Annotated in this window: 26 protein-coding genes; 14 read left to right on the top strand and 12 right to left on the bottom strand. The window is 65.1% G+C overall.

Annotation, left to right across the window (positions count from 1 at the left end):
• Nucleotides 1–63 precede the first annotated feature (63 nt).
• From minE to H1B27_RS25250, 4 genes are all read right to left on the bottom strand, one after another.
• A complete protein-coding gene (gene minE / locus H1B27_RS25265) occupies nt 64–345 on the bottom strand; it encodes a cell division topological specificity factor MinE (protein WP_025035955.1) in 282 nt (93 codons plus the stop codon).
• Complete coding sequence (gene minD, locus H1B27_RS25260) at nt 342–1,157, bottom strand: septum site-determining protein MinD (protein ID WP_061876558.1); 816 nt, start codon at nt 1,155–1,157, stop codon at nt 342–344. The genes minE and minD overlap by 4 nt, the downstream gene beginning before the upstream one ends.
• A 21-nt stretch (nt 1,158–1,178) precedes the next feature.
• Nucleotides 1,179–1,877: a septum site-determining protein MinC gene (gene minC / locus H1B27_RS25255; RefSeq protein ID WP_197967911.1), complete on the bottom strand. Its 699-nt coding sequence runs from the start codon at nt 1,875–1,877 to the stop codon at nt 1,179–1,181.
• A gap of 282 nt (nt 1,878–2,159) precedes the next feature.
• A complete protein-coding gene (locus tag H1B27_RS25250) occupies nt 2,160–3,176 on the bottom strand; it encodes an ABC transporter substrate-binding protein (RefSeq protein WP_197967910.1) in 1,017 nt (338 codons plus the stop codon).
• Between the two features lie 100 nt (nt 3,177–3,276).
• Here H1B27_RS25250 and H1B27_RS25245 point away from each other — a divergent pair, with 100 nt between their 5' ends.
• The 6 genes from H1B27_RS25245 to H1B27_RS25220 all read left to right on the top strand — a co-directional run bounded on the left by H1B27_RS25245 (nt 3,277) and on the right by H1B27_RS25220 (nt 8,476).
• Nucleotides 3,277–3,939, top strand: coding sequence for a TetR/AcrR family transcriptional regulator (locus tag H1B27_RS25245; RefSeq protein ID WP_197967909.1), 663 nt, complete (start codon nt 3,277–3,279; stop codon nt 3,937–3,939).
• A 68-nt stretch (nt 3,940–4,007) separates the two neighbouring features.
• Entirely contained in the window at nt 4,008–4,778 is a 771-nt protein-coding gene (locus H1B27_RS25240; RefSeq protein WP_197967908.1) for an ABC transporter permease, read from the top strand.
• A gap of 20 nt (nt 4,779–4,798) precedes the next feature.
• Complete coding sequence (locus tag H1B27_RS25235) at nt 4,799–5,836, top strand: NAD-dependent epimerase/dehydratase family protein (RefSeq protein ID WP_197967907.1); 1,038 nt, start codon at nt 4,799–4,801, stop codon at nt 5,834–5,836.
• Nucleotides 5,823–6,644, top strand: a complete 822-nt coding sequence (locus tag H1B27_RS25230; protein WP_197967906.1) for a GNAT family N-acetyltransferase — start codon at nt 5,823–5,825, stop codon at nt 6,642–6,644. The genes H1B27_RS25235 and H1B27_RS25230 overlap by 14 nt, the downstream gene beginning before the upstream one ends.
• A gap of 6 nt (nt 6,645–6,650) precedes the next feature.
• Nucleotides 6,651–7,706: a dihydrodipicolinate synthase family protein gene (locus H1B27_RS25225; RefSeq protein ID WP_061876552.1), complete on the top strand. Its 1,056-nt coding sequence runs from the start codon at nt 6,651–6,653 to the stop codon at nt 7,704–7,706.
• A complete protein-coding gene (locus tag H1B27_RS25220; protein WP_197967905.1) occupies nt 7,694–8,476 on the top strand; it encodes an ABC transporter ATP-binding protein in 783 nt (260 codons plus the stop codon). The genes H1B27_RS25225 and H1B27_RS25220 overlap by 13 nt, the downstream gene beginning before the upstream one ends.
• Nucleotides 8,477–8,621: 145 nt before the next feature.
• Here H1B27_RS25220 and H1B27_RS25215 read toward each other — a convergent pair whose 3' ends face one another.
• The 3 genes from H1B27_RS25215 to H1B27_RS25205 all read right to left on the bottom strand — a co-directional run bounded on the left by H1B27_RS25215 (nt 8,622) and on the right by H1B27_RS25205 (nt 11,178).
• Nucleotides 8,622–9,713 (bottom strand): TRAP transporter substrate-binding protein, encoded by a 1,092-nt coding sequence (locus H1B27_RS25215; RefSeq protein WP_061876550.1) that lies wholly within the window; start codon nt 9,711–9,713, stop codon nt 8,622–8,624.
• A gap of 122 nt (nt 9,714–9,835) precedes the next feature.
• Nucleotides 9,836–10,093, bottom strand: a complete 258-nt coding sequence (locus H1B27_RS25210) for a hypothetical protein (RefSeq protein WP_024338019.1) — start codon at nt 10,091–10,093, stop codon at nt 9,836–9,838.
• Between the two features lie 65 nt (nt 10,094–10,158).
• Nucleotides 10,159–11,178, bottom strand: a complete 1,020-nt coding sequence (locus H1B27_RS25205) for a DUF2778 domain-containing protein (RefSeq protein ID WP_197967904.1) — start codon at nt 11,176–11,178, stop codon at nt 10,159–10,161.
• Nucleotides 11,179–11,298: 120 nt separating this feature from the next.
• Here H1B27_RS25205 and H1B27_RS25200 point away from each other — a divergent pair, with 120 nt between their 5' ends.
• Together H1B27_RS25200 and H1B27_RS25195 are read left to right on the top strand one after the other, a co-directional pair.
• Nucleotides 11,299–11,739: a DUF1810 domain-containing protein gene (locus H1B27_RS25200; protein WP_197967903.1), complete on the top strand. Its 441-nt coding sequence runs from the start codon at nt 11,299–11,301 to the stop codon at nt 11,737–11,739.
• A 92-nt stretch (nt 11,740–11,831) separates the two neighbouring features.
• A complete protein-coding gene (locus H1B27_RS25195; protein WP_197967902.1) occupies nt 11,832–13,913 on the top strand; it encodes a methyl-accepting chemotaxis protein in 2,082 nt (693 codons plus the stop codon).
• Between the two features lie 96 nt (nt 13,914–14,009).
• Here H1B27_RS25195 and H1B27_RS25190 read toward each other — a convergent pair whose 3' ends face one another.
• Together H1B27_RS25190 and H1B27_RS25185 are read right to left on the bottom strand one after the other, a co-directional pair.
• Complete coding sequence (locus H1B27_RS25190) at nt 14,010–14,600, bottom strand: NADPH-dependent FMN reductase (protein WP_197967901.1); 591 nt, start codon at nt 14,598–14,600, stop codon at nt 14,010–14,012.
• 50 nt (nt 14,601–14,650) lie between these two features.
• Complete coding sequence (locus H1B27_RS25185) at nt 14,651–15,436, bottom strand: AraC family transcriptional regulator (RefSeq protein WP_311976985.1); 786 nt, start codon at nt 15,434–15,436, stop codon at nt 14,651–14,653.
• On the opposite strand from H1B27_RS25185, the gene H1B27_RS41075 reads away from it, so the two are divergent.
• The 4 genes from H1B27_RS41075 to H1B27_RS25170 all read left to right on the top strand — a co-directional run bounded on the left by H1B27_RS41075 (nt 15,363) and on the right by H1B27_RS25170 (nt 18,513).
• The gene (locus H1B27_RS41075; RefSeq protein WP_311976989.1) at nt 15,363–15,680 is read left to right on the top strand and encodes a hypothetical protein; all 318 of its coding nucleotides are present in this window, start codon (nt 15,363–15,365) and stop codon (nt 15,678–15,680) included. The genes H1B27_RS25185 and H1B27_RS41075 overlap by 74 nt on opposite strands.
• A gap of 217 nt (nt 15,681–15,897) precedes the next feature.
• Complete coding sequence (locus H1B27_RS25180; protein ID WP_197967899.1) at nt 15,898–17,007, top strand: DUF2336 domain-containing protein; 1,110 nt, start codon at nt 15,898–15,900, stop codon at nt 17,005–17,007.
• Nucleotides 17,004–17,333 carry a PilZ domain-containing protein gene (locus H1B27_RS25175; protein ID WP_061876544.1) on the top strand — a complete coding sequence of 110 codons (330 nt, stop codon included), beginning with the start codon at nt 17,004–17,006 and terminating at the stop codon, nt 17,331–17,333. The genes H1B27_RS25180 and H1B27_RS25175 overlap by 4 nt, the downstream gene beginning before the upstream one ends.
• Before the next feature lie 58 nt (nt 17,334–17,391).
• Nucleotides 17,392–18,513, top strand: a complete 1,122-nt coding sequence (locus tag H1B27_RS25170) for an HD-GYP domain-containing protein (RefSeq protein WP_197967898.1) — start codon at nt 17,392–17,394, stop codon at nt 18,511–18,513.
• A 27-nt stretch (nt 18,514–18,540) separates the two neighbouring features.
• Here the strand turns inward: H1B27_RS25170 and H1B27_RS25165 are convergent, their stop codons facing one another.
• Together H1B27_RS25165 and H1B27_RS25160 are read right to left on the bottom strand one after the other, a co-directional pair.
• Entirely contained in the window at nt 18,541–18,744 is a 204-nt protein-coding gene (locus H1B27_RS25165; protein WP_061876542.1) for a hypothetical protein, read from the bottom strand.
• A gap of 131 nt (nt 18,745–18,875) precedes the next feature.
• Nucleotides 18,876–19,553 carry a nitroreductase gene (locus tag H1B27_RS25160; protein WP_197967897.1) on the bottom strand — a complete coding sequence of 226 codons (678 nt, stop codon included), beginning with the start codon at nt 19,551–19,553 and terminating at the stop codon, nt 18,876–18,878.
• Between the two features lie 114 nt (nt 19,554–19,667).
• Here H1B27_RS25160 and H1B27_RS25155 point away from each other — a divergent pair, with 114 nt between their 5' ends.
• Entirely contained in the window at nt 19,668–20,630 is a 963-nt protein-coding gene (locus H1B27_RS25155) for an alpha/beta hydrolase (RefSeq protein ID WP_197967896.1), read from the top strand.
• Nucleotides 20,631–20,637: 7 nt separating this feature from the next.
• Here H1B27_RS25155 and H1B27_RS25150 read toward each other — a convergent pair whose 3' ends face one another.
• Nucleotides 20,638–21,102 (bottom strand): cupin domain-containing protein, encoded by a 465-nt coding sequence (locus H1B27_RS25150; RefSeq protein WP_197967895.1) that lies wholly within the window; start codon nt 21,100–21,102, stop codon nt 20,638–20,640.
• A 201-nt stretch (nt 21,103–21,303) separates the two neighbouring features.
• Here H1B27_RS25150 and H1B27_RS25145 point away from each other — a divergent pair, with 201 nt between their 5' ends.
• A complete protein-coding gene (locus H1B27_RS25145; RefSeq protein ID WP_061876538.1) occupies nt 21,304–21,552 on the top strand; it encodes a hypothetical protein in 249 nt (82 codons plus the stop codon).
• Nucleotides 21,553–21,592: the final 40 nt, after the last annotated feature.

The raw sequence follows: 21,592 nt of genomic DNA, 5'->3' as shown, positions 1-21,592 counted from the left end.
GCCCGCCATGCCCGGCGGACCGCCTTCTCACCCACCCCAAACGGAGGTCCGCGGCCGCGCCCCCTACGCGACAGCCACCTTCTTGCGCTCGAAATCGTTCGGCACCTCGATATCGACCTCCAGGGTCGAAACCTCGTCGCCGCGCTCGAGCCGCACGATGACCTTGGTCGGATCCAGCGTGACGTGCCTGGACACGACGGCGAGAATTTCCTCACGCAGCACGCCGAGCAGATCCGGCTGGCCACGCATTCCGCGCTCATGGGCAAGCAAGATCTGCAGCCGTTCGCGCGCGACGGGTGCCGAGGCCTTCTTACCGCGGAGAAGTCGAAGCAGACCCATGCTCATGCAGCCCTCCGTCGCAGCAGGCGATCCATCAGACCTCTGCGCTCGGCAGGAACATGCATCGTCACGTTCTCGCCGCAGAGGCGCTTGGCCGCGTCCATATAGGCCCGCGCCGGCGCTCCATCCGCGTTCGACAAGGTCACCGGCGTGCCGACGTTGGACGCCTTCAACACGTCCTGGCTCTCGGGGATGATGCCGAGCAATGGCGTTGCCAGGATCTCGAGGATGTCGTCGATGGTCAGCATCTCGCCGCGCGCGGCACGCGAGGGATCGTAGCGGGTGATGAGGATGTGCTTCTCGACGCGCTCGCCCTTCTCGGCCCGCACCGTCTTGGAATCGAGCATGCCGATGATGCGGTCGGAATCGCGCACCGAGGAGACTTCCGGATTGGTGACGATCACGGCCTCGTCGGCAAAGCGCATCGCCATGGAGGCGCCGCGCTCGATGCCGGCCGGGCTGTCGCAGATCACCCAGTCGAAGCGGCTGCGCAGATCGTCGATGACCTTGCCGACGCCCTCTTCCGTCAACGCGTCCTTGTCGCGGGTTTGCGAGGCCGGCAGCAGCCAGAGATTCTCCAGCCGCTTGTCGCGGATCAGCGCCTGCGGCAGCTTCGCAACGCCCTGCACCACGTTGATGAGATCGAACACCACGCGGCGTTCGGCGCCCATCACGAGGTCGAGATTGCGCAGGCCGACGTCGAAATCGACGACGACGACCTTGTCGCCGCGTTGCGCGAGCGCTGCTCCCAGCGCGGCGGTCGTCGTGGTCTTCCCGACCCCGCCCTTGCCTGATGTCACGACCAGTACCTTACTCATCTGAAATGTCTCCTTTGCTGGTCAGTTCAGTGCTGTAATTCGCATGGTATTCCCCTGTAGCCAGGCCTGCGCCGGCTTGCCGCGCAAGGCGGCGTCGATGTCGTCCGCTGTCTGGTAAAACCCGTCAATTGCAAGCAGTTCAGCCTCGATCTTCTGACAATAGATGCGCGCGCTGGTGTGACCGTTCACGCCCGCCATGGCGCGGCCGCGCAGCGCGCCGTAGACGTGGATGGAGCCGCCGGCAACGACCTCGGCGCCGGAGCCGACCGAGCCGAGAATGGTGACGTCGCCTTCCGGGAAGATCACGGTCTGGCCCGAGCGCACGGGGTGTTCGAGCAGCAGCGAGGTCGGCTTGGTCTCGGCCTTCACCTCGGCCTTCTTCGGCGCGCTCGGCTCGACCACGCAGCTGCGCCCGCCCGACAGGAGCGGCGGCATCATGGGGGTCAGCCGGCCCTCCTCCACCCCTTCGATGCCGAGCACGCGAATGTTGCGGTCCTGAAGGCTGGTGAGCAGATGGCCGATGCCGGCCTGGCTGAGATCGACCGACGACAAGTCGATCACCACGGGCCGACCGGCGAAAAAGCCGGGCGAGCGCGCGATGGTGGCGTCGATCTCGTGCAGCCAGTCCTGGACCGGAACCGTCGGCGTAAACACGAACGCCACATAGGAGCGCCCGCGCAGGCGCACCATTTGACGTTGGACTTTTGCTGCAGCCTCCATAGCGGCCGACTCGTTCCCTGTTATTGAATGGTTAACGATGCGGCGGATATGGTTAACGGCCGGTTAATTCTCCATGGAGTTACGGAGGCTGGGGCTCGGGCTGGCTGGGATTCGCTCTCGTGTCCCGGACGCGCTGCAGCGTGTAACGCTGCTGCGCAGAGCCCGGACCCAGACCGCGCGGATGGTGCTCTCGGTGAAATGGGCCCCGGCTCTGCAGCGCACCGTCAAGGGACGCTGCGCTGCGTCCGGGGCATGCGCGGAGAACGGGCGACGCCTACCGCCCTACTTCTTCACCTTGCTCGCGTCCATCTTGATGCCGGGATCCAGCATCTTGGTCGTGAACGCCGTGGTCACGTCGAACGGCTTCTCCATGCCGAGATAGGTCTGGACCAGTTCGTAGTCTTTCTTCATCCGCTCGCCGTCGATCCAGCCGAGACCCTTGGTGGTCGTGAACTCGTCCGTCATCAGGAACTTGATGCGCTCCCACTGGCGTTCCTGATTGGCCCGGTCCAGCCCCGAGACCTGCTCGAGCAGCGCGTTCAGGCACGGGGCCACGTCGGCGACGCAGGCCGCAAAGGCCTTCTGCGTGACGCGCACGAAGTCTTCGACGACCTTCGGGTTCTTCTGCAAGTAGGCGCCGTTGACGATCAGGGAATTGCCGTAAGGGTTGAGCCCGATGTCCTTCCAGTTGACGTAGCCGAGATCGCCGCCGAACTCGATCACCTTCAAGTCGTGCTCGTTGTAGAAGTCGCTGATGATATCGACGGTGTGGCTCTTCAGCGCCGCGATCTTGGCGGTCGGTCCGACATTGACGAAGCCGACGGAGTCGGGCGCAAGCCCCGCCGCCTTGGCGAAGGCCGGCCACATCACGCGCGAGGCATCGCCGGGCGGGTTGCCGATCTTGTGCCCGGCGAAATCCTTCACCCCGTTCACGCCATAGCTCTTCAGCCAGTAGAAGGTCTGGCCGGTATTGGCATAGACGCTCATCACCGCGACCGTGTCGGCGCCCTTGCTCTTGGCCACCAGCATGGTGGCGAGATCGGCGACGCCGAAGGGCGAGCCGCCGGAGCCGACCTTGGCCGCGGAGACGCCTGAGCCCTTGCCGGTCTCGATGGTGAGGTCGATGCCCGCCTTCTCGTACCAGCCCTGCGCCTTGGCGTAGTAATACGGCGAGTGGTCGGCCGTCGGCGTCCAGTTCAGGATCAGATTGACGGCCTCTCCCGCATGCGCGGGCATCGCCGACACACCGAGCCCGAGAGCCAACACCAGGGCCGAGCCCGCCGCCTGCAAACGCTTCATCGCATCTCTCCTCGTTGCCGCGACCCGGCTTGTCGCTCTCCCCTTGTGAGGATACCAATGCAACAAGCCCGCCCTCCACTTGTCAACTGTTTGGTTGGAAATGCCCGCAAAACGATCTGGCGACACCGTGCCGCAGCGTCGCGATCCCGTCGCCACCCGCAGGAAGCTCCTGACCTCGGCACGCCAGGAATTCGCCCGGCACGGCTTTGCGGGCGCCCGTGTCGACGAGATCGCCGAGCGCGCCGGCGTCAACAAGCAACTCGTCTACCACTATTTCGGCGACAAGGACGCGCTCTACCTCGCCGTGCTCGAATGGGTCTATGAGGACATCCGCGAGCAGGAGCGCAGGCTCAATCTCGAAGGCCTGCCGCCGGAGAAGGCGATCCGCAAGCTGATCGAGGCATCGTTCGATCACCTGGCGGCAAACCCTGATTTCATCGTGCTTCTGAACGACGAGAACCGCGGCGGCGCCCGTCATGTCCGCGGCTCGACCCGGCTGGAGGCGATGCACTCGCCGCTCGTCAAGAGCGTCTCCCACATCCTCAACGAGGGGGTGCGATCTGGCGTATTCCGCAAGGGGATCGATCCCGTCCAGCTCTACATCTCCATTGCGGGCCTCAGCTATTTCTTCTTCTCCAATACGCCGACGCTGTCGGCGATCTTCGGCAAGGACCTGTCGAGCCGGGCCCAGCGGCGCGCCCGCCGCCGGCACGTCGCCGACCTGGTGCTCCAGTCGCTCCGACCTAATCAACCAACTGGTTGAAACTTCCCTCGAGTCCGGCTAGGCTCGCGACCCGCGGCAGGTTGGCTGTCGGCAACAGGGAGCATGCGGTGGCAGGAGACGGGGCACGCACCTCGCGCAGCTTTGCGATCATCCTGATCGTGCACCTCGCCGTGCTCGTGCTGTGGCAGGTCGCGGTCGATGCCTTCCAGGTCCCGAAATTCATCCTGCCCTCCCCGCTTGCGACAATTCAGACGTTGGGGACCACAGGCTATGCCTGGGGCGCCAACACGCTGGTGACGGCGGTCGAGATCCTCGGCGGCTTCGCGCTCGGCGCCTTCGTCGGCGTCGCGCTCGCCGTGATCTTCAGCTGGGCACCGCTGCTCAGCCTCGTGCTGCTGCCGCTGTTCGTCACGCTGAACATGATTCCGAAAGTGGCGCTCGGCCCGCTCTTCATCGTCTGGTTCTCCTACGGCATCGTGCCGAACATCCTGATCGCTTTCAGCATCTGCTTCTTCCCGATCCTGCTCACCACCGCGCGCGGCCTGCGCGAGGTCGAGCCGGACCTGCTCGATCTCGTCAAATCGCTGCGCGGCTCGCGCTGGACTCTGTTCCGCAAGATCCAGCTGCCGGGATCGCTGCCTTACATCTTCTCCGGCATGAAGGTCGGCGCCATCCTCGCGGTCGCCGGCGCCATCGTCGGCGAGTTCATCGCCTCCGAGCGCGGGCTCGGCTACCTCATGATCCAGGTGCAGTCCTCGCTCGACACGCCCGCGATGGTGATGGCAGTCGTGCTGCTGACGCTGCTTGGTGTCGCTCTCTACGGCCTGGTGCTCGCCCTCGAACGCATGTTCGTCGTCGGCGACACCAGGCAGACCTGAAGACCAAGGACGACGTATCCATGCTGCTCACCCGCCAGACGCTGCCGAAGACCATCCCTGACACCGCTGCACTCGACGATCTCCTGTGCCGGCCGAGCCAGGCCCTGATCGACGATCTCAAGAAGGTCGAGGGCGACATCATGATCCTCGGCGTCGCCGGCAAGATGGGCCCGACCCTGGCAGGACTTGCGAAGGCCGCCGCGCCGGATCGCCGTATCATCGGCGTCGCCCGCTTCAGCGACGCCGGCGTGAAGGACTGGCTGCACGCGCGCGGCGTCGAAACGATCAACTGCGACCTCATGGACGAGAAGGCTATTCAGGCCCTGCCGAAAGCGCCGAACATCGTCTTCATGGCCGGTCGCAAGTTCGGCGCCGAGGGCGATCTGTCGCTGACCTGGGCGATGAACGCGCATGTCCCGGCGCTGGTCGCGCAGGCTTTCCCCTCCTCGCGCATCGTGGCGTTCTCGACCGGCTGCATCTATCCGTTCGTCCCCGTCGAGGGCAAAGGCTCGAGCGAGGACATGGCGCCGAATCCGCCCGGCGAATACGCCCAGTCCTGCGTCGGCCGCGAGCGCATGTTCGAATATTTCTCGCGCAAATTCGGCACGCCGGGGCGCCTTTTCCGCCTCAACTACGCGATCGACATGCGCTATGGCGTGCTGCACGACATCGCAACGAAAGTGCTGACGGGCACGCCGATCGACGTCAGCCTCGGCCATGTCAACTTCATCTGGCAGGGCGATGCGTCCTCCCAGGCGCTGCGCTGCCTCGCGCATTGCACGACGCCGACCTCCCCGATCAACGTCAGCGGCCACGAGATCCTCGCGGTGCGCGATCTCGCGGCGAGGTTCGGCGCAAAGTTCGGCCGCACGCCGGTGCTGACAGGCAAGGAAGAGCCGACCGCGTGGCTGACCGACACGTCGAAGGCGGTCGAACTGTTCGACCTGCCCGTCGTTGACACCGAGCAACTGATCGCCTGGACGGCGGATTGGGTCTCTCGCGCCATGCCGAGCCTCGGCAAGCCCACCAAATACGAGGTGCGCGATGGTCGCTACTGACGGTCCGCACATCGTCCGGCTCGGCGTCGAGGACGCCGCGGCTGGCCTTGTGCTCTCGACCGAAGCGCACTGGAACCAGACGATTGAGGACTGGCGCTTCTTCTTGAGCGAAGGCTTTGTGTTCGGCATCCGCGACGACGCACGGCTGGTCGCAACTGCGGCCCTGCTACCCTATTCCGGCAACAATGCGTGGATCAGCATGGTGCTGGTGACGGAAAGCCACCGCCGCCGCGGTCTCGCCACGCATCTCGTCGATGCCTGCCTCGAGGCGGCGCGCAAGAACTGGCTGACGTGCTGGCTCGATGCGACGCCCGACGGCGCCCGGGTCTACGGCCCGCTCGGCTTCACCCCGACCTCGCAATTGCGCCGGCTGAAGCTGGCGAAATCCACGTCCGGATCCGCGCAAGCTCCGTCAGCCGCAACGCTCGATGCACTTCGCGCGCGGGACCGGCGGGCGACCGGTCTCGACCGTACCGCCCTGCTCTCGGCGTTCGCACAGCGACCCGGCTCGCGCATCGTCTCCACGAACGGCGCCATCGCGCTGGTGCGGGACGGCCGAGCCGCGTGCCATATCGGCCCGTTGTTCGCCGATCACACCACAGCCGCGCTGACCCTGGTCGACGCGATCGCGCGGTCGCAGGACGGACCGCTCCTGCTCGACGCCGTCGCGTCGCAAGCCGCATTCCTGGACGGACTGACGGCGTCCGGCTGGACCATCGAACGCCCCTTCCAGCGGATGCGTCTCGGCCCCGCCACCGCCATGGCCGAGGAAATGCCATTCGCCGTCGCCGGCCCCGAATTCGGATAGGACATCATGCACCACAGCCAGATCAACAGCGACGTCCGCAAGCTGATCGCCAACGGCACCGTGCTGCCGGCGCATCCGCTCGCGCTCACCGCCGAGCGACAGCTCGACAAGATTCATCAGCGTGCGCTGACGCGCTATTACATCGACGCCGGCTCGGGCGGCCTTGCCGTCGGTGTGCACACTACGCAATTCGCGATCCGCGACGTCGGTCTCTACCGTCCCGTGCTCGAGCTCGCCGCGGAGACCGCAGCACACTGGACCCAGCGGCCGCTGGCGTTGGTCGCGGGCCTCGCCGGCCCAACCAGCCAGGCGATCACCGAGGCCCGCACCGCACGCGACATCGGCTATCACGCGGGCCTGCTCAGCCTCGCCGCGATGAAGAGCGCCTCCGAGGACGAGATCATCGCGCACTGCACGGCCGTGGCCGCCGAAATTCCGCTGGTCGGCTTCTACCTTCAGCCGGCCGTGGGCGGCGTCATCCTGTCGAGCCGGTTCTGGCAGCGCTTCGCCTCGATAGACAACGTCATTGCGATCAAGATCGCACCGTTCAACCGCTACCGTACCCTCGATGTTCTGCGCGGCGTCGCGGCCGCCGGCGCGCTCGACCGCGTCGCGCTCTACACCGGCAATGACGACCACATCCTGCTCGACCTGATGCTGCCGTTCGATCTCCGCGACAAGGGCGTCACCACGCGGACCTATTTCAAGGGCGGCCTGCTCGGCCACTGGTCGGTCTGGACCGCGAGCGCCATCCAGCAGTTCGAGCGCTGCAAGGCGGCGCGGCACAAGGACACCGTGCCCGCCGACCTGCTGGCGCTCGATGCCCGCGTCACCGATTGCAACAGCGCCTTCTTCGACGTCGCCAACAATTTCCATGGCTGCATCGCCGGCTGCCACGAGGTGCTGCGGCGCCAGGGCCTGATGGAAGGTTTGTGGTGCCTCGATCCAAACGAGGGTCTCAGCCCCGGCCAGAAGGAGGAGATCGATCGCGTCTGCCGCGAGCACGCCGACCTCAGCGACGATGCCTTCGTCGCCGCGAATTTGAACAAATGGCTGGCATGAGCTCAGAGCCCTTCATCAGCCTGCAAGGCGTCCGAAAGGTCTATCGCAGCGGCGGCACCGAGTTTCTGGCGGTGTCCGACGTCACCATGGACGTGCAGGAAGGTGAGCTCGTCTCGCTGGTCGGCCCGTCCGGCTGCGGCAAGACGACGGTGATGAAGATCCTGGCGGGCCTGCATGGCGCCGACGGCGGCACCGCGACGATAGGCAATGCCACGAGCCCGTTCGATCCGACCCGCGATATCGGCATGGTGTTCCAGCAGGCATTGCTGCTGAAATGGCGGACCATCCTGGACAACGTGCTGCTGCCGGCCGAGATCGTCGGCCTGCCGATGAAGGCCGCGCGCGAGCGGGCGCGCGACCTTCTCAACCTCGTCGGGCTCTCCGGCTACGAGCAGAAATATCCGCAACAATTGTCCGGCGGCATGCAGCAGCGCACGGCGATCGCGCGCGCCTTCATCCACGATCCGAAACTGATCCTGATGGACGAGCCGTTCGGCGCACTGGATGCGCTGACGCGCGAGCAGATGAATCTGGAGATGCTGCGGATCTGGCGCGAGAGCGGCAAGACCATCATCTTCGTCACGCATTCGATCCAGGAAGCCGTGTTCCTGTCCTCGCACTGCGCCGTGCTGACGGCGGGCCCGGCGAAGATGGCCGACTATTTCGCGATCGACCTGCCCTTTCCGCGCGACCTTCCGCTGAAGACGACGGACGCGTTCGGCGCCTATGCAAGGCGCATCTATGCAAAGCTGGGCTTAGGGACGGCGTAATTCGCCAAACGAAAATTCTCGTAGGGTGGGCAAAGCGGAGCGTGCCCACCAATGCAAGTGAAGCACGTGATGGTGGGCACGGCGCAAGTGCGCCTTTGCCCACCCTACGAGGGCGCGGCGCGATCGCGGCACCGCGCCCCTTACGTCAGCTCTTGTTGCGCATCTTGCTGAGCAGATAGTTGTCGTAGAAGTTCTCCGCGATCTGCGTGTAGAAGAGCAGCTCCTTCATATACGCGTCGTGGCTCTCCTTGGTCCGCTTGAACAGGTCGCTCTTGGCGGCGAGCTCGTTCAGATGGTCCTGGGTGGCGTTGTAGCAGGCCTCCAGCACCGGCTGCGGGAACGCTTTCAGCTCCGTGCCGCTCGCGATCAGCCGCTTCAGCGCGGCCGGATTGACGCTGTCGTACTTCTCGAGCATCCAGGCGCCGGCCGCCGCGCCCGCCTGGTTGACGATCGCCTGGTATTGCTTGGGCAGCGAATTCCACTTTTCGTCATTGACGATCATGTGCAGCATGGCGCCGCCTTCCCACCAGCCGGGGAAGTAGTAATATTTGGCGACCTTGTAGAAGCCGAGCTTCTCGTCGTCATAGGGACCGACGAACTCGACCGCGTCGATCGTGCCCTTCTCCAGCGCCGGATAGATATCGCCGCCCGCGATCTGCTGCGGGACGACCCCGAGCTTTGCCAGCACGTGGCCGCCCATGCCGGCGATGCGGAATTTGAGACCCTTGAGATCGTCGACGGTCTTGATCTCCTTGCGGAACCAGCCGCCCATCTGGGTGCCGGAATTGCCGCACAGGATGGCGTGCGCCTTGAAGGGCTTGAGCGCCTCGTTGGTGAGAGCGGCGCCGCCACCGAAGTGCCACCACGACTCCTGATGGCGATGGTTCATGCCGAACGGCGCACCGGTGGCATAGGCCAGCGCCGGCTCCTTGCCGATGTAGAAATAGAGCGGCGTCTGCGCCATCTCCACCGATGCGGTGCTGACGGCATCCAGCGCCTGGAGGCCGGGCACGAGCTCGCCCGCCGAGAAGGTCTGGATCTGGAATTTGTTGTCGGTGGCCTCAGCGACGTATTTCGCGAAGGTCTGCGCCGTGCCGTAGATGGTGTCGAGCGATCTCGGAAAGCTCGAGGTCAGGCGCCATTTGATCTCGGGCGCGCTCTGCGCGATCGCAGGTGCAGCAACCAGCGTCGTCGCGCCGGCGACCGCGCCGCCCTGGATGAATGTACGGCGTTTCATGATGTGGACTCTCCCTGGAAGTAGATTTCAAACACATGGTTTTGTGGCGATGGCCTTCGCGGACCGTTTGCCCGTTCCTATAGCGGAGTTCAAGTTGCGAGGAGAAGGCCCGTACGGAGCTCTCAGAGCAGCTTGGCGCTGACGAACAGCGCGCGCACGGCGTTGGTCGCCTGCACCGCCAGCATAGCGTTACCGGCGGCACCTTCCAGGGCTGCGACTGCGTCCTCGTGCAGGGAGCGAAATTCCATCCACTCGACCGACTTGAAGTTGGTGAGGAATTGATAGGCCTGACCGACGGTTGCGATCGCCAACGTGTCACCGTTCAGCTTGATCTTGAACGTCGTGCGCAGCGGGGTTTCGGAACTTGATGGATCACTCATGGGCTGCTTCTGGGCGAGGACGGCTTAACGAAGGGGAAACGGCAGCCCCGCCGTCGCAGACAAGGTCAGGAATTGGTGCTCGCGCGCTGCGAAGCGGTGGCCGTCCCGCGCAGGCTCGGCACCACGACCAGGCGGTTGAACTCGCCATTGTCGTAGGCTTTCAGGAAACGGTCGTAGTCCTTGATCGAGACGCAGCCGTTGGAATCGCCGCGCGGCCCGAGCAGGTAGTTGTGCGTGAGCAGACCGACGCGCCCAAGCGCACTGGTGCCCTCAGTCGGCGTCATGCGCAGTGCCCGGACGCCGTGGAACAGCTTTTCGCGCGGCTTGAGGTCGTAGGTCGCCGGCGGCGTCGCGCCGACCATCCGCCGGTCGACGTGGTCGGGGTCGTCCATCAGCGCACCCAGGCCGGAATGGGCCTCCAGCGCAACGCCGCTCGGCAGATAGACCGCCTTGGCCGAGATGTCGTAGACCGCGGTTCGCGAGTCGTAGCCGAGGGAAGCTAGATCAGGCGCCTTTGTCAGCAGCCCGCTATCCGGCGTCAACGAAGCCAGCTTGATCTTGTCGGTGAATTTTTCGAAGAAATTGCGGTTGTCGGTCCTGGTACCGGTATCGGCATAGGCCTGGCTGGAGGCGATCTGGGCGGCCAGATCTGCCTGGACCGGACGCGAGCGCGGCATCGGGATGGCGTCGGCACGCTGCGAGGGCCTCGCCTCTTCGGCTGCAGACTGCTCGTCATCGGACAGCATCGAGCGCCAGTCGTCGCCCTGGAGCTTCTGGGCGAGCATCGCCTTGGCATCTCGCAGCTTGAGCTGGACCGCATTCACCGCGGAGCGCTCAAGCGCCCGCAGGCCGAACTCGCGCGCCGGCGGGCTGCCGGCAGCAGACGCGAAACGGTCCTCGAACGAAGGCGCATTGGCCGGCGGCAGCGCAGCGGAGACCAGCGGAGTCGAATCGCCGATGTCAGAAACCCACGCGGCGGCGCCAAGCGCCAGCGCGACCGCTGCCACAGACAGTAAAATCGTCTCGGCCCGCCCGACACGGCGGCGCGACAACAGCCTATCGGCGTTTGCTGCGTCGGAAACCATCAGATCCCCAAAATCGACCCCGGGGGTGCCCACCCCCACCCGGAGACTCTATACCAGCTACCACATTGGGAGCCAAAAGTTAGGCATAATCGCGGCCGGAAAACCTCCCAAAGGTATCCAATGACCGATCTCTTCGATCTCAACCGCTTTGTCCGGGCCCAGGACCCGGTCTATCGCGACGTCCAGGCCGAACTGGCCCGGGGTCGAAAGCAGACTCACTGGATGTGGTTCATCTTCCCGCAGGTCGCAGGCCTCGGCTTCAGCGCCATGTCACAGCGCTACGCCATCGGGTCCCGCGCGGAGGCCGAGGCCTATCTCGCCCATCCCGTCCTCGGGGCGCGCGTGATCGAATGCACGAGGCTCGTGCTCGCCGTCGAGGGCCGGACCATCAACGCGATCCTGGGCGCACCTGATGACGCCAAATTCCGCTCGTCGATGACTCTGTTCGGCGCGGTGTCCGACGAACGCGTCTTCGATCAGGCGATTGCCCGTTATTTTGCTGGTGAACGCGACGGCGCCACGCTCGAGATCCTGTCGCGGCTCGACCGCGCATCCGGCTGAACCTGCCGCCGGGGGCGTAACCCGAGATTAACACGGGGTATCTATTGTCCGTGCAAATTTAACTCTCGTCGCACGCCATTGCCGGACAGATCATGAAAATCGGTACGCTCCTGACCAGCGCCATCGTCTCGCTCTCGACCGTCGGCGGCGGCCTCGCCGTCTACGTCGCCGTGACGAAATACCAGACCATGGAACGGGTCGGCGAGGCGCAAGGCCGCCTGGCCATCGTCCGCGCTGTCAGCGATATCCCGCGCTATCTCAATCCGGAGCGCGGCTTTTCCACCAACATTCTCTACGGCCCTGCGAGTATCGACCCGGCACTGCTCACTGAGCAGGACAAATTGCGCAAGCAGACCGACGGCGCCCGCGACAGGATGAACGCACGACGCAAGGAGCTGCCCGGCTCCTTCGAGGACGGCAGCACCATCGGCAGCAATATCGACGGGATCAATGCGAAATTCACCGCCTTGCGCGAAGCCATCGACAAGGCGCTCGCCGGACCGGCGGAGGCCCGCAAGGACGCGGCCAAGAAGATCGTCGCCGACAATGCCGTGCTCAATGCAGGTGTGACTGCGCTTCTCAACGAGCAGGTCCGCCGCATGGCGATCCTCAATGGCGATGCCTACCGACAGGCCAGCTACGCCAACATCGCCATGACGTTGCGGGACGTCGGCGGCTTCAATTCCAGCCTCCACAAAAATCTCGTCGGCGGCAAGAAACCGGCGACTGACGCCGAAAAGGCCGACATCGCCCGCTCACAGGGCCGCAACGACCAGATCGTGATGGCGCTGCAAGAACTGCGCGGCAATCCGTCAACCCCTGCGAACGTCGCCGAGGCCCTGGAGAAGTTCAACGCGATCTATGTCGAGGAATTCGGCCGCGAGCTCAAGCTGGTGAAAGACGGCGCCGTCACCGGCAAGTACGAGCACGATATGGACACCTATTACGCCGCGACACAGCGCGGCCTCGGCACCATCATCGGCGTTCGCGATGCCTTCTACGACAATGCCGAGCAGATTCTCGCCAGCGCATCTTCCGCCGCCCGCACCAGCTTCATCATCGCCCTCGGCGTTCTCCTCGCCGTGCTGATCGCCAGCGCCGGCCTGATCGTGATGGTCCGCCGCCGCGTCTGCGCCCCGATCGTCGGCTTGACGACGCGCATGACACAGCTTGCCGATGGCGACGTCGCCGGCGAGATCCCCGGCGCCCAGCGCTCCGATGAGATCGGCGCGATGGCCGCGGCGGTTCAGGTCTTCAAGGACAACATGATCCGGGCCGACCGGCTCGCCGCCGAGAAGCAGGCTGAGAACGACGGCAAGATGCGGCGCGCGCAGGCGCTCGACAGCCTCACGCGAGCCTTCGAGGCCAAGGTCACCGAGCTCGTCGGCGGCCTGTCCCAGGCCTCGGCGACCATGGAAAGCACCGCGCAGTCGATGACCTCGACGGCGGCGCAGACCAACAGCCAGGCCGCGGTGGTCGCCGCCGCCTCCGAACAGACATCGAGCAACGTGCAGACCGTCGCCAGCGCCACCGAAGAGCTGACCTCCTCGATCGCGGAGATTGGCCGTCAGGTCGCCCAAAGCACCGAGATCGCCGCCCGTGCCGTCGACAACGCGCGCCGCACTGGCGACACCGCCCGCGCGCTCGCCGAGGGCGCCCAGAAGATCGGCGACGTCGTCACGCTGATCCAGAGCATCGCCGAACAGACCAACCTGCTCGCGCTGAACGCGACCATCGAGGCCGCCCGCGCTGGCGATGCCGGCCGCGGCTTCGCCGTGGTCGCCTCCGAAGTGAAGTCGCTGGCCGGCCAGACCGCCAAGGCCACCACCGAGATCTCCGAGCAGATCACGGCGATCCAGACGGCAAGTGACCAGACCGTGGCCGCGATCCGCAACGTCGCCGACGTCATCGGCGAGATCGACCAGATCGGCACCGCGATCGCCGCTGCGATCGAGGAGCAGGGCTCGGCTACCAAGGAGATCGCCCGCAGCGTCCAGGAGGCCGCCCGCGGCACCCAGGAGGTCAACAGCAACATCTCCGGCGTGCAGCGCGCCGCCGACGACACGGGAGCTGCCGCGAGGGAGGTGCTGGGCGCCGCCGAGCAGCTCTCGACGCAGTCGCGCGATCTCGCCGGACAGTTCGACCGCTTCCTCGGCGAGGTCAGGGCCGCTTAAAGCATGATCCGGAAAAGCGCGCAGCGGTTTTCCGAACAGCTCATGCTGAAACAACAACCTAAAGCGCGATGACGGTCATCCCGGTCGCATCGCGCTTTAGTAAGGCGGCGCCTTCCGCGCCCGCTGCCCTTTCGCTGCCTCGATCCACCACAGGAGATCGTCGGCAAAGCGGGGGAACGAGCGCTCCAGCGCCTTGCCGCCCTCGCCGATCGGCTCGGCCTCCGCCGACAATGTCTGCGCGATCGGGCCGACGCCGATGGTGCTCGACACCACCACCATCCCCATCTCCGACAGCGTGCCGTGCCAGGCCGTCGCCGCGCGCGCGCCGGACAGTCGGCCGGCGGAATAACTCACGATCGCGGCCGGACGCCAGAACCACTCTTCGAGGAAGTGGTCGGTAAGATTCTTCAGGCCGGGCTGGATGCCCCAATTATACTCGCCGGTGACGAAGACGAAGCCGTCGGCGCCGCGGATCTGCCCGGCCAGCTTCTCCAGCGCCTCGGGCGCCGCACCCTTGGGATACTCCTTGTACATGCGGTCCAGCATCGGCAGGCCGATTGCCTTGGCGTCGATGAATTCGACCTCCTCGCCGCGGCCGCGCAGCCGATCGACGACGAAATTCGCAAGGCGGATGCCCATGCGGTCGGAACGGTAGGAACCGTAGAGAACGAGAATGCGATTGCTCATGGCCGGACGGTAGCACGAAACCGGCGCCCGTCCCTACCCGATTTGTCGGACTATCGTCCGCGACCGCGGCCCAGCGTTTGCGACGGCGACTCGCCGAACTGGGCGCGGTAGCTTCTGGAGAAATCGCTGAGATGCCAGAAGCCAAACGCCAGCGCGACCGCCTTGACGCTATCGGCACCGGCGAGAAGCTGCCGCCGCACCAGCCACAACCGGCGCAGGCGCAAATAGCGGTGCAGGCTCATGCCCCGATAGCGGCGGACGACGTCGTGCATGGTGCGAACGGACAGCCCGAGCTTGCGCGCGATCTCATCGCTGTAGATCGGCTGCGACAAATCCTCGGTCAGCAGTGCGCGGATGTCCTGGAACATCCTGAAATTCCGCTCGTCGTTGGGGCCGAGGGTCCAGCGGGCCGAGACGACGCTTTCGAAGGCCTCGTCGACGGCTCCGAGCAGGGACTCCTTCATCGCCGCGCCCTTCAACGAAAGCTCCGGCGCCTCGGCCGGGCCGGACGCCTCGGCCAGCACCTCACGAACCACGGTGCGCAGCCGGTGCAAGCCGGCCGCCGAGACCTCAAAAATCTTGAAACTCGAGAGCGTGGCCGGCCAGCCGCGGTCCCGCACCTCCGGCCTGAAAACCACCGAGGCGATTTGTCGCTGCACCTCCTCAATGGTGGTGTAGGCGGCGCCGCCGCTGCCAATGACCACGACCGGTCGGGCGCGCTGCGAGCCATTGAAGCGAACGGGCACGTCGAGGTCGTCCATCGTGAAGCCGACCGCCGTGCAATTCTCGACCAGCTGTGCATCGACCATTCGCGGAAACGTCCGCGTCAAATTCACGTCGCAACCGGGCAACGACAGGATTGTCTGCTCAGCCGAAATCCTCCGTACGAAAGGCGTGAATTCGAAATTCAGCCCGCGTATCGCACTTCGAAATTCGTCGACGTCTGAAAAGCGAAAAGTGTTGAGTGCCAGTCTCGGCACATCGTCAATGCTGTTCATGAAATATGAAACGCAACGTGGCGTAGACGTGCGTCCGGCCGCGACGCCGGTTCGTTTCCCCCTTCGGTTTTCCGTTACCTAGAAAGGATCAATCTTAACGTGTCCTGACAAATTGGCGAGGAGCCAGTTGAAAGAACAAGCGGCCACGTCTGTCTCTCGCCGAATTTCGATAGCGTTTCCCGCACAGTGATGGTGCCAGGCTACCTGACCTTCGATATCTAAAATTCAAAATTAACGACTTTGAGGCGCAATAGCTCTCGTTTGATCGTCAAAGTTATTTCGAATTTCAGGCCCCTGCCATGACGGCAAATTCGCCTGCTGATGTTCTGGTCGAGTTGGAGGACGCGGTCGCAACGTGTCCGCTGGACCGCTGCGCACGCATTCTTTCCGGCATCATGCAGCTGCTCACCAGCAGCCGCGACCGGCCCCAGGAATTGCTCGCCAATGTGGTCGACGGCGTTCTGCTGCGGCTGACGGAGCGGGTTGAGGCCAGTGCGTTGATCGAGCTCAGCACCGCACTCGCGGAACTCGCGGTGGCTCCGCCGAAGACCATGCGGCGTCTCGCCTCTCACCACGATCCGGAGGTGGCGTGCCCCGTCTTGCTGCGATCGCCGTCACTGTCCACCGCCGATCTCAAATCGATCGCGGCCTCGAGCGGCGAACGGCAGCAATGCGCGATCGCCGCCCGCGCGCCGATCGATCCGCCGGTGATCGAGACGCTGATCGAAGGCGGCTTCCGCAGCGTCCTTATTGCGCTGATCGCCAATACGGAGGCACGATTCTCGGACGCCGCCTACGCCGCGCTGGTCGGCAAGTGCCTGACGGATGATGAGCTCACGAAGGCGCTGGCCCTCAGGCCGGACACGCCAGACGCGATCATGCGGAAGTTGCTGTCGGCCTCACCGGCTCCGAAATCCGGCACAGGGCCGACGGCGACCGTCTCGCTTCGAACGGTAGCGGCCGCGCCAATCGTTCCAAAGCTGCCCTGCGCGGCCGCCTATGCCGGCGCGCGGCCGGAGATCGTCGCGCTCAACCGCATCGGCAAGCTCAACGATTCCACGGTGAACCGCTTCGCCATCCGCGGCGAGACCGCCAACCTCGTCACGGCCCTATCGGTGCTTTCGGGGGCTCCCATCGAAATCGTCGAGCATGTCATGACCGACGACGATTGCGAGGGTCTCGTGATGGCCTGCCGCGCCTCGCGGCTGAACTGGCAGACCACGTTGGCCATCTTGGGCAATCGCTGCGGCAGAAGGCTTTCCTTCGCCGAGCGCGAACGTGCGCAGCACATTTTCGAGACACTGCTCCTGTCCACCAGCCAGTGGACGGTGCGTTGGGGGGAAATTGCCGCAAGTGCCAAGGAGAGCAGTCGGGAACATCGCGGCGCAAAGATGGAGATCAGCCGATGAAATTCGACGGTCGCAAAGCCGCTCGTGTGAAAATGGACCACAGGCAGCCGGTCAATCTCATGGGTTCGGACGGGACCTGGCGACGCAGCTGCGTCCTGCTGGACGTATCGCAAAGCGGCGCCAAGATCGAGGTCGAGGGCACGCTCGACGTGCTCCAGGCCAAGGAGTTCTTCATGCTGCTGTCGTCGACCGGCCTCGCCTACCGGCGCTGCGAACTGGTCTGGATCGACGGCACCACGGCTGGAGTCCATTTCGTTACGGCTGACGGCAAGAAGAAACCTGCAGGCGCACCAGCGCCTGCGCAGACCGCGGCTCAGGGCAAATAGATTCGAACATTCCACCTGGTGTTTGACTTTCATACGGTCGCAAAGTGTAGGTCAGATCGTGCAGCACGCGCCAACAAGATCCGGCCCGGTCGATGGTGACGGCGGTATCCGTCAGAAACGAACCGATCGCCCCTTCCTGCATGTGCTGGCCGACACGTCCGACAAGCTTTCGGGGGTCTGCTCGATCCTCGAAGAGAAATTCACCATTGCCGGCGAGCGACTCGACGCCGATTCCAGGCTGTCGCAGACGCCGGCCGCCATCGTCATCCGCACGGAGCTGCGCGACGTCGACAACATCGCCGCGATCAAGAAGCGGGCCGGCAAGCTGGCGAAGGCCAGGAAGCGCATCTTCCTGCTCGAGCACGCCTCCCACGTCTGCATCTCGCAAGCCTACGCGCTCGGGGCGACGCTGGTCCTTCCCGGCACGGTCAGCCGGACCAGGCTGCTGGCGGCGCTGGCCGATCCGGCCGACGGTCCATCCGCTTCGTCAGGCGACGCGTCGCAACCGGACGACGCCGTCGAGACCGCCGCGACCGCGATAGCATCGATGTTCACGGCTGTGACCCTCGGCCAACCGCTCGACGTCGACGGCACCAAGGAAGCCGGTCGCCAGATTGCCGACCGTATCACCCGGCATGGCCTGACGGAGTGGCTCATGACGGTGCGCCGCCATCACGAAGGAACCTATCAGCATTGCCTGCTCGTGACAGGCGTTGCCATCGACTTCGGACTGAGCCTCGGCGTCGGCAGAGCCGACCTGGAACGTCTCTACTCGGCTGCCATGTTCCACGACATCGGCAAGGCGCAGATACCACTCGCCATCCTCGACAAGCCGGGCCGTCTTGATGCCGCCGAACGCGCGCTGATCGAAACGCATCCGGCCGCCGGTTACGAGTTTCTCAAGGGACACGACGGAATCTCGCCGGAGATACTCGATGCCGTTCGCCATCATCACGAATACCTCGACGGGAGCGGTTATCCCGACGCGCTCTGCGCCGAGAGGATCGGCGACATCGTGCGAATTCTAACGATCTCGGACATCTTCGCGGCGCTGATCGAGCACCGGCACTACAAGCCGACCATGCCGCGCGCGGACGCCTACAATATTCTGTGCGGGATGAACGGGAAGCTGGAGAAGGCGCTGGTCCACTCATTCAAGCAGGTCGCGCTCACGCGGTGAGCGCGGCAGACCGGTCTCGAACGCGGCCTAATGAGTAGCGCGATGGCTGGCGCGGCGCGGGATGGACCGGCAGGCCAGCCCCTCGGCCAGCAGCTTCATGTCCTCGTGCCGGCCGCTGCGTATCAGCCGGCCGAACTCTTCGGGTGTGAAAGGAAGACTTGGATCGTCATCGATCTTGTGCCGGAGTCGCGGACCGAAGAACCGTCGAACCAGGCTAGCCAGCCGCCGCATGTCAATTCCCTCGCGCCAGCAACAAACCTCTCAGTCCGCATATTGTTCCTCCTGCACCTTCGAGATTGCAAGAGGCCGCTTGGGACTCCGCACCAAAAATTTCCGCCAGAGAATAATCTCCTCCTGTCGCGCTAATCGGCAAAACCCACGTAACGCACGAACTGGTGGTTGTGCTCGCGGTCCGAACGCACCGCGTTCGCGGCAAAGCCGTCGTCGGGATAGCCCATCGCGACGCAGGTCATGATGACCTCGTCCTCCGGAATCTCGGCGACCTCGCGCACGATGTCGGAACGCATGATGCCCTGCCCGTTGATGACCGAGCCGAGCCCGCGGTCCCACGCCGCGAGCACGATGCCGTAGCAGAGCGCGCCGAGATCGAAATGGCAGACGGCGCCGGGATCGAGCACGCGGTCGTAGGTCAGCACCAGCGAGACCGGCGCGTCGAACTGGCGGAAGCCGCGCAGCACCCAGTCCTGCCGCATCGGCTTGTCGTCGCGCGCGATTCCCATCGCGCCGAACAGCTTCTTGGCGATGTCGACCTGCCGGGTGCGATGCACGCCCTGGTATTCGCCATGGCTGATGATGTCGCGCTTGACCTTGGCGCCGCCGGCCATCTCCGCCATGTTGCGGCGACGCACCTCCTCCAGCGGATGGCCCGTGAGCACATGGACATGCCAGGGCTGGGTGTTCATCGACGAGGGCGCGCGCTTGGCGCTCTCGATGATCGCCTCGATCACCGCGCGCGGCACCGGCTCGTTCCTGAAGCCACGCACGCTGCGGCGCGACTGGACCAGCGTTTCGAATTCCACCTCGTGAACCTCCCTGCCCGTTCGTCCGGCGTTGCGACGCAGGCCGGTTGCCGATGCGGCCCGCAAAACCTATGCTGGCCCGCAAGCAAGACCAAGAATCCCGGAGGACCCGTCATGGCCGCGCCGCTCGATCCCGTCATCGCCCAGATCATTCCGCTCATGCCGATGCGCGATCCCACGGTCATGACGCCACAGAGCGCCCGCGATTCCTTGCGCGCACTGGCTGCCTCACGTGCCGCCATTCCGCCGCCGCCGGTCGATAGCGTCGAGGATATCAGGGTGAAAGGCGGCGCCGGTCCGCTACCTGCACGGGTCTACCGGATAGGCACCGCGCCGGCACCGACCGTGGTGTTCTTCCACGGCGGCGGCTGGGTTGCAGGCGATCTCGAAACCCACGACCGGCAGGCGCGCAACCTTGCGATCGAGACCGGCGCGGTGGTCGTCTCCGTCGACTATCGCCGCCCGCCCGAGACGCGCTTTCCCGGCGCCTTCGAGGACGCCTTCGCAGCAGTCGGCGATGTCTTCAACCGCGTCGCGGAATTTGGCGGCGATGCAAAGCGCCTCGGCGTTGCCGGCGACAGCGCCGGCGGCAATCTCGCAGCCACCACCGCGATCGCCTGCCGCGATGCCGGCATCAAGCTCGCCGCGCAAATGCTGGTCTATCCCGTGACCGACGTTCTTGGCAGCTACGCGGACGCGCGCGAGAACGCGCGTTATCCCTCCCGCGAGGAGAATGCCGAGGGCTACTTTCTGACGCGGGCGACGATGGAATGGTTCTGCGGCCACTATCTCGCCGATCCCGGCCATGCCACCGACTGGCGCGCCTCGCCGTTGCGTGCCGCCTCACTTGCGGGCGTCGCGCCGGCCATCGTGACCACCGCCTGGTTCGATCCCTTGCGCGACGAAGGTGCCGCCTATGCGCGAGCGCTGGAGGCCGCCGGCGTCCGCGTCAAGCACCACGAGGGCCCTGGCCTGATCCACGGCTATTTTGGCATGGGCGATGCCTCGGACGTCGCACGCGCCGAAGCGCAGCGCGCGAGGGCCGACTTCAAGGCGTTGCTCGCGCGAGGTGCCTGAGGGGGTGCTAGCCGCGAGATGCCTGTTGCGCGCCGGTATGCCCCCAGGTCTCGTCCCAATCCTGACCGGCTGCGTCGACGACGCGGCCGTCGGCTTCGAAGAACTTGTTCGGCACCTGGAAGATCGCCAGAATCAAGGCGCCGTCCGGACACCAGGCGGCGTGGCGGCTGCCCGCCTCGCGCCAGATGAATTCGCCGGCCTTGCAGGCAATGCCCTTGGCCGGGCCCTCCTGGTCGACGAGCGCGCCTTCGATGACCCAGCTCTGCTCGATGCCGACATGCTCGTGATCGGGCAGCACCGATCCTGGCGCAAAGCGCATCAAGGCGGTCATCAGCCCGGTGCGGCGATCGAACAGCAGCGTCTTGGCCTCGCACCCAGGAAAGCGGGTCTTCTGCCAGTCCATGTCCTGGGGCCGAACCAGGTGGGAATGCCGATCGGCCAATCGTTCGCTCTTCGGGATCGTGGCGTCCATGACGATGCTCCATCCAGCTAAGCTGATCGAAGCTAGCAGGATCGCCCGGCGGGGTCAGCGAGCAGTGCAACAAGGATCGACGGCCGCCGACCGCGCTCGAAAAATCCATACGTCGACCGGACGACATCAGCTCATCCTGCTTGATTGCGCCATGATTCCCGGCTCCTATCTCCCGGCCATTTCTGGTTTCAGGAGACACCCATGATGAAGCGGATTTTCCTCGCAGCGATTGTTGCCGCCTTTGCAGCGGGCTCGGCATTCGCACAAGAGACCTGCGAGAGCAAAGCGATCGGCAAGGACGGCAAGCCGCTGGCCGGCGCCGCCAAGACCTCGTTCCTGAAGAAGTGCAAGGCGGATGCCTGCGCACCCAAGGCAGTCGGCTCCGACGGCAAGCCGCTCGCCGGCGCCGCCAAGAACAGCTTCATGAAGAAGTGCGAGACCAGCGCGTAAGCGCGCGGTCCATTCCCGGCTTTTTCAGCAAGCCATCACA

This window comes from Bradyrhizobium diversitatis, assembly GCF_016031635.1.
GTDB lineage: Bacteria > Pseudomonadota > Alphaproteobacteria > Rhizobiales > Xanthobacteraceae > Bradyrhizobium > Bradyrhizobium diversitatis.
This window is presented reverse-complemented; position numbering and strand designations above follow the sequence as displayed.

Excerpts from the sequence above, each read along its gene's own strand:
- minE (WP_025035955.1), bottom strand. The coding sequence starts at position 345 with ATGAGCATGGGTCTGCTTCGACTTCTCCGCGGTAAGAAGGCCTCGGCA.
- minD (WP_061876558.1), bottom strand. The coding sequence starts at position 1,157 with ATGAGTAAGGTACTGGTCGTGACATCAGGCAAGGGCGGGGTCGGGAAG.
- minC (WP_197967911.1), bottom strand. The coding sequence starts at position 1,877 with ATGGAGGCTGCAGCAAAAGTCCAACGTCAAATGGTGCGCCTGCGCGGG.
- H1B27_RS25250 (WP_197967910.1), bottom strand. The coding sequence starts at position 3,176 with ATGAAGCGTTTGCAGGCGGCGGGCTCGGCCCTGGTGTTGGCTCTCGGG.
- H1B27_RS25245 (WP_197967909.1), top strand. The coding sequence starts at position 3,277 with ATGCCCGCAAAACGATCTGGCGACACCGTGCCGCAGCGTCGCGATCCC.
- H1B27_RS25235 (WP_197967907.1), top strand. The coding sequence starts at position 4,799 with ATGCTGCTCACCCGCCAGACGCTGCCGAAGACCATCCCTGACACCGCT.
- H1B27_RS25230 (WP_197967906.1), top strand. The coding sequence starts at position 5,823 with ATGGTCGCTACTGACGGTCCGCACATCGTCCGGCTCGGCGTCGAGGAC.
- H1B27_RS25225 (WP_061876552.1), top strand. The coding sequence starts at position 6,651 with ATGCACCACAGCCAGATCAACAGCGACGTCCGCAAGCTGATCGCCAAC.
- H1B27_RS25220 (WP_197967905.1), top strand. The coding sequence starts at position 7,694 with ATGGCTGGCATGAGCTCAGAGCCCTTCATCAGCCTGCAAGGCGTCCGA.
- H1B27_RS25215 (WP_061876550.1), bottom strand. The coding sequence starts at position 9,713 with ATGAAACGCCGTACATTCATCCAGGGCGGCGCGGTCGCCGGCGCGACG.
- H1B27_RS25210 (WP_024338019.1), bottom strand. The coding sequence starts at position 10,093 with ATGAGTGATCCATCAAGTTCCGAAACCCCGCTGCGCACGACGTTCAAG.
- H1B27_RS25205 (WP_197967904.1), bottom strand. The coding sequence starts at position 11,178 with ATGGTTTCCGACGCAGCAAACGCCGATAGGCTGTTGTCGCGCCGCCGT.
- H1B27_RS25200 (WP_197967903.1), top strand. The coding sequence starts at position 11,299 with ATGACCGATCTCTTCGATCTCAACCGCTTTGTCCGGGCCCAGGACCCG.
- H1B27_RS25195 (WP_197967902.1), top strand. The coding sequence starts at position 11,832 with ATGAAAATCGGTACGCTCCTGACCAGCGCCATCGTCTCGCTCTCGACC.
- H1B27_RS25190 (WP_197967901.1), bottom strand. The coding sequence starts at position 14,600 with ATGAGCAATCGCATTCTCGTTCTCTACGGTTCCTACCGTTCCGACCGC.
- H1B27_RS25180 (WP_197967899.1), top strand. The coding sequence starts at position 15,898 with ATGACGGCAAATTCGCCTGCTGATGTTCTGGTCGAGTTGGAGGACGCG.
- H1B27_RS25175 (WP_061876544.1), top strand. The coding sequence starts at position 17,004 with ATGAAATTCGACGGTCGCAAAGCCGCTCGTGTGAAAATGGACCACAGG.
- H1B27_RS25165 (WP_061876542.1), bottom strand. The coding sequence starts at position 18,744 with ATGCGGCGGCTGGCTAGCCTGGTTCGACGGTTCTTCGGTCCGCGACTC.
- H1B27_RS25155 (WP_197967896.1), top strand. The coding sequence starts at position 19,668 with ATGGCCGCGCCGCTCGATCCCGTCATCGCCCAGATCATTCCGCTCATG.
- H1B27_RS25150 (WP_197967895.1), bottom strand. The coding sequence starts at position 21,102 with ATGGACGCCACGATCCCGAAGAGCGAACGATTGGCCGATCGGCATTCC.
- H1B27_RS25145 (WP_061876538.1), top strand. The coding sequence starts at position 21,304 with ATGATGAAGCGGATTTTCCTCGCAGCGATTGTTGCCGCCTTTGCAGCG.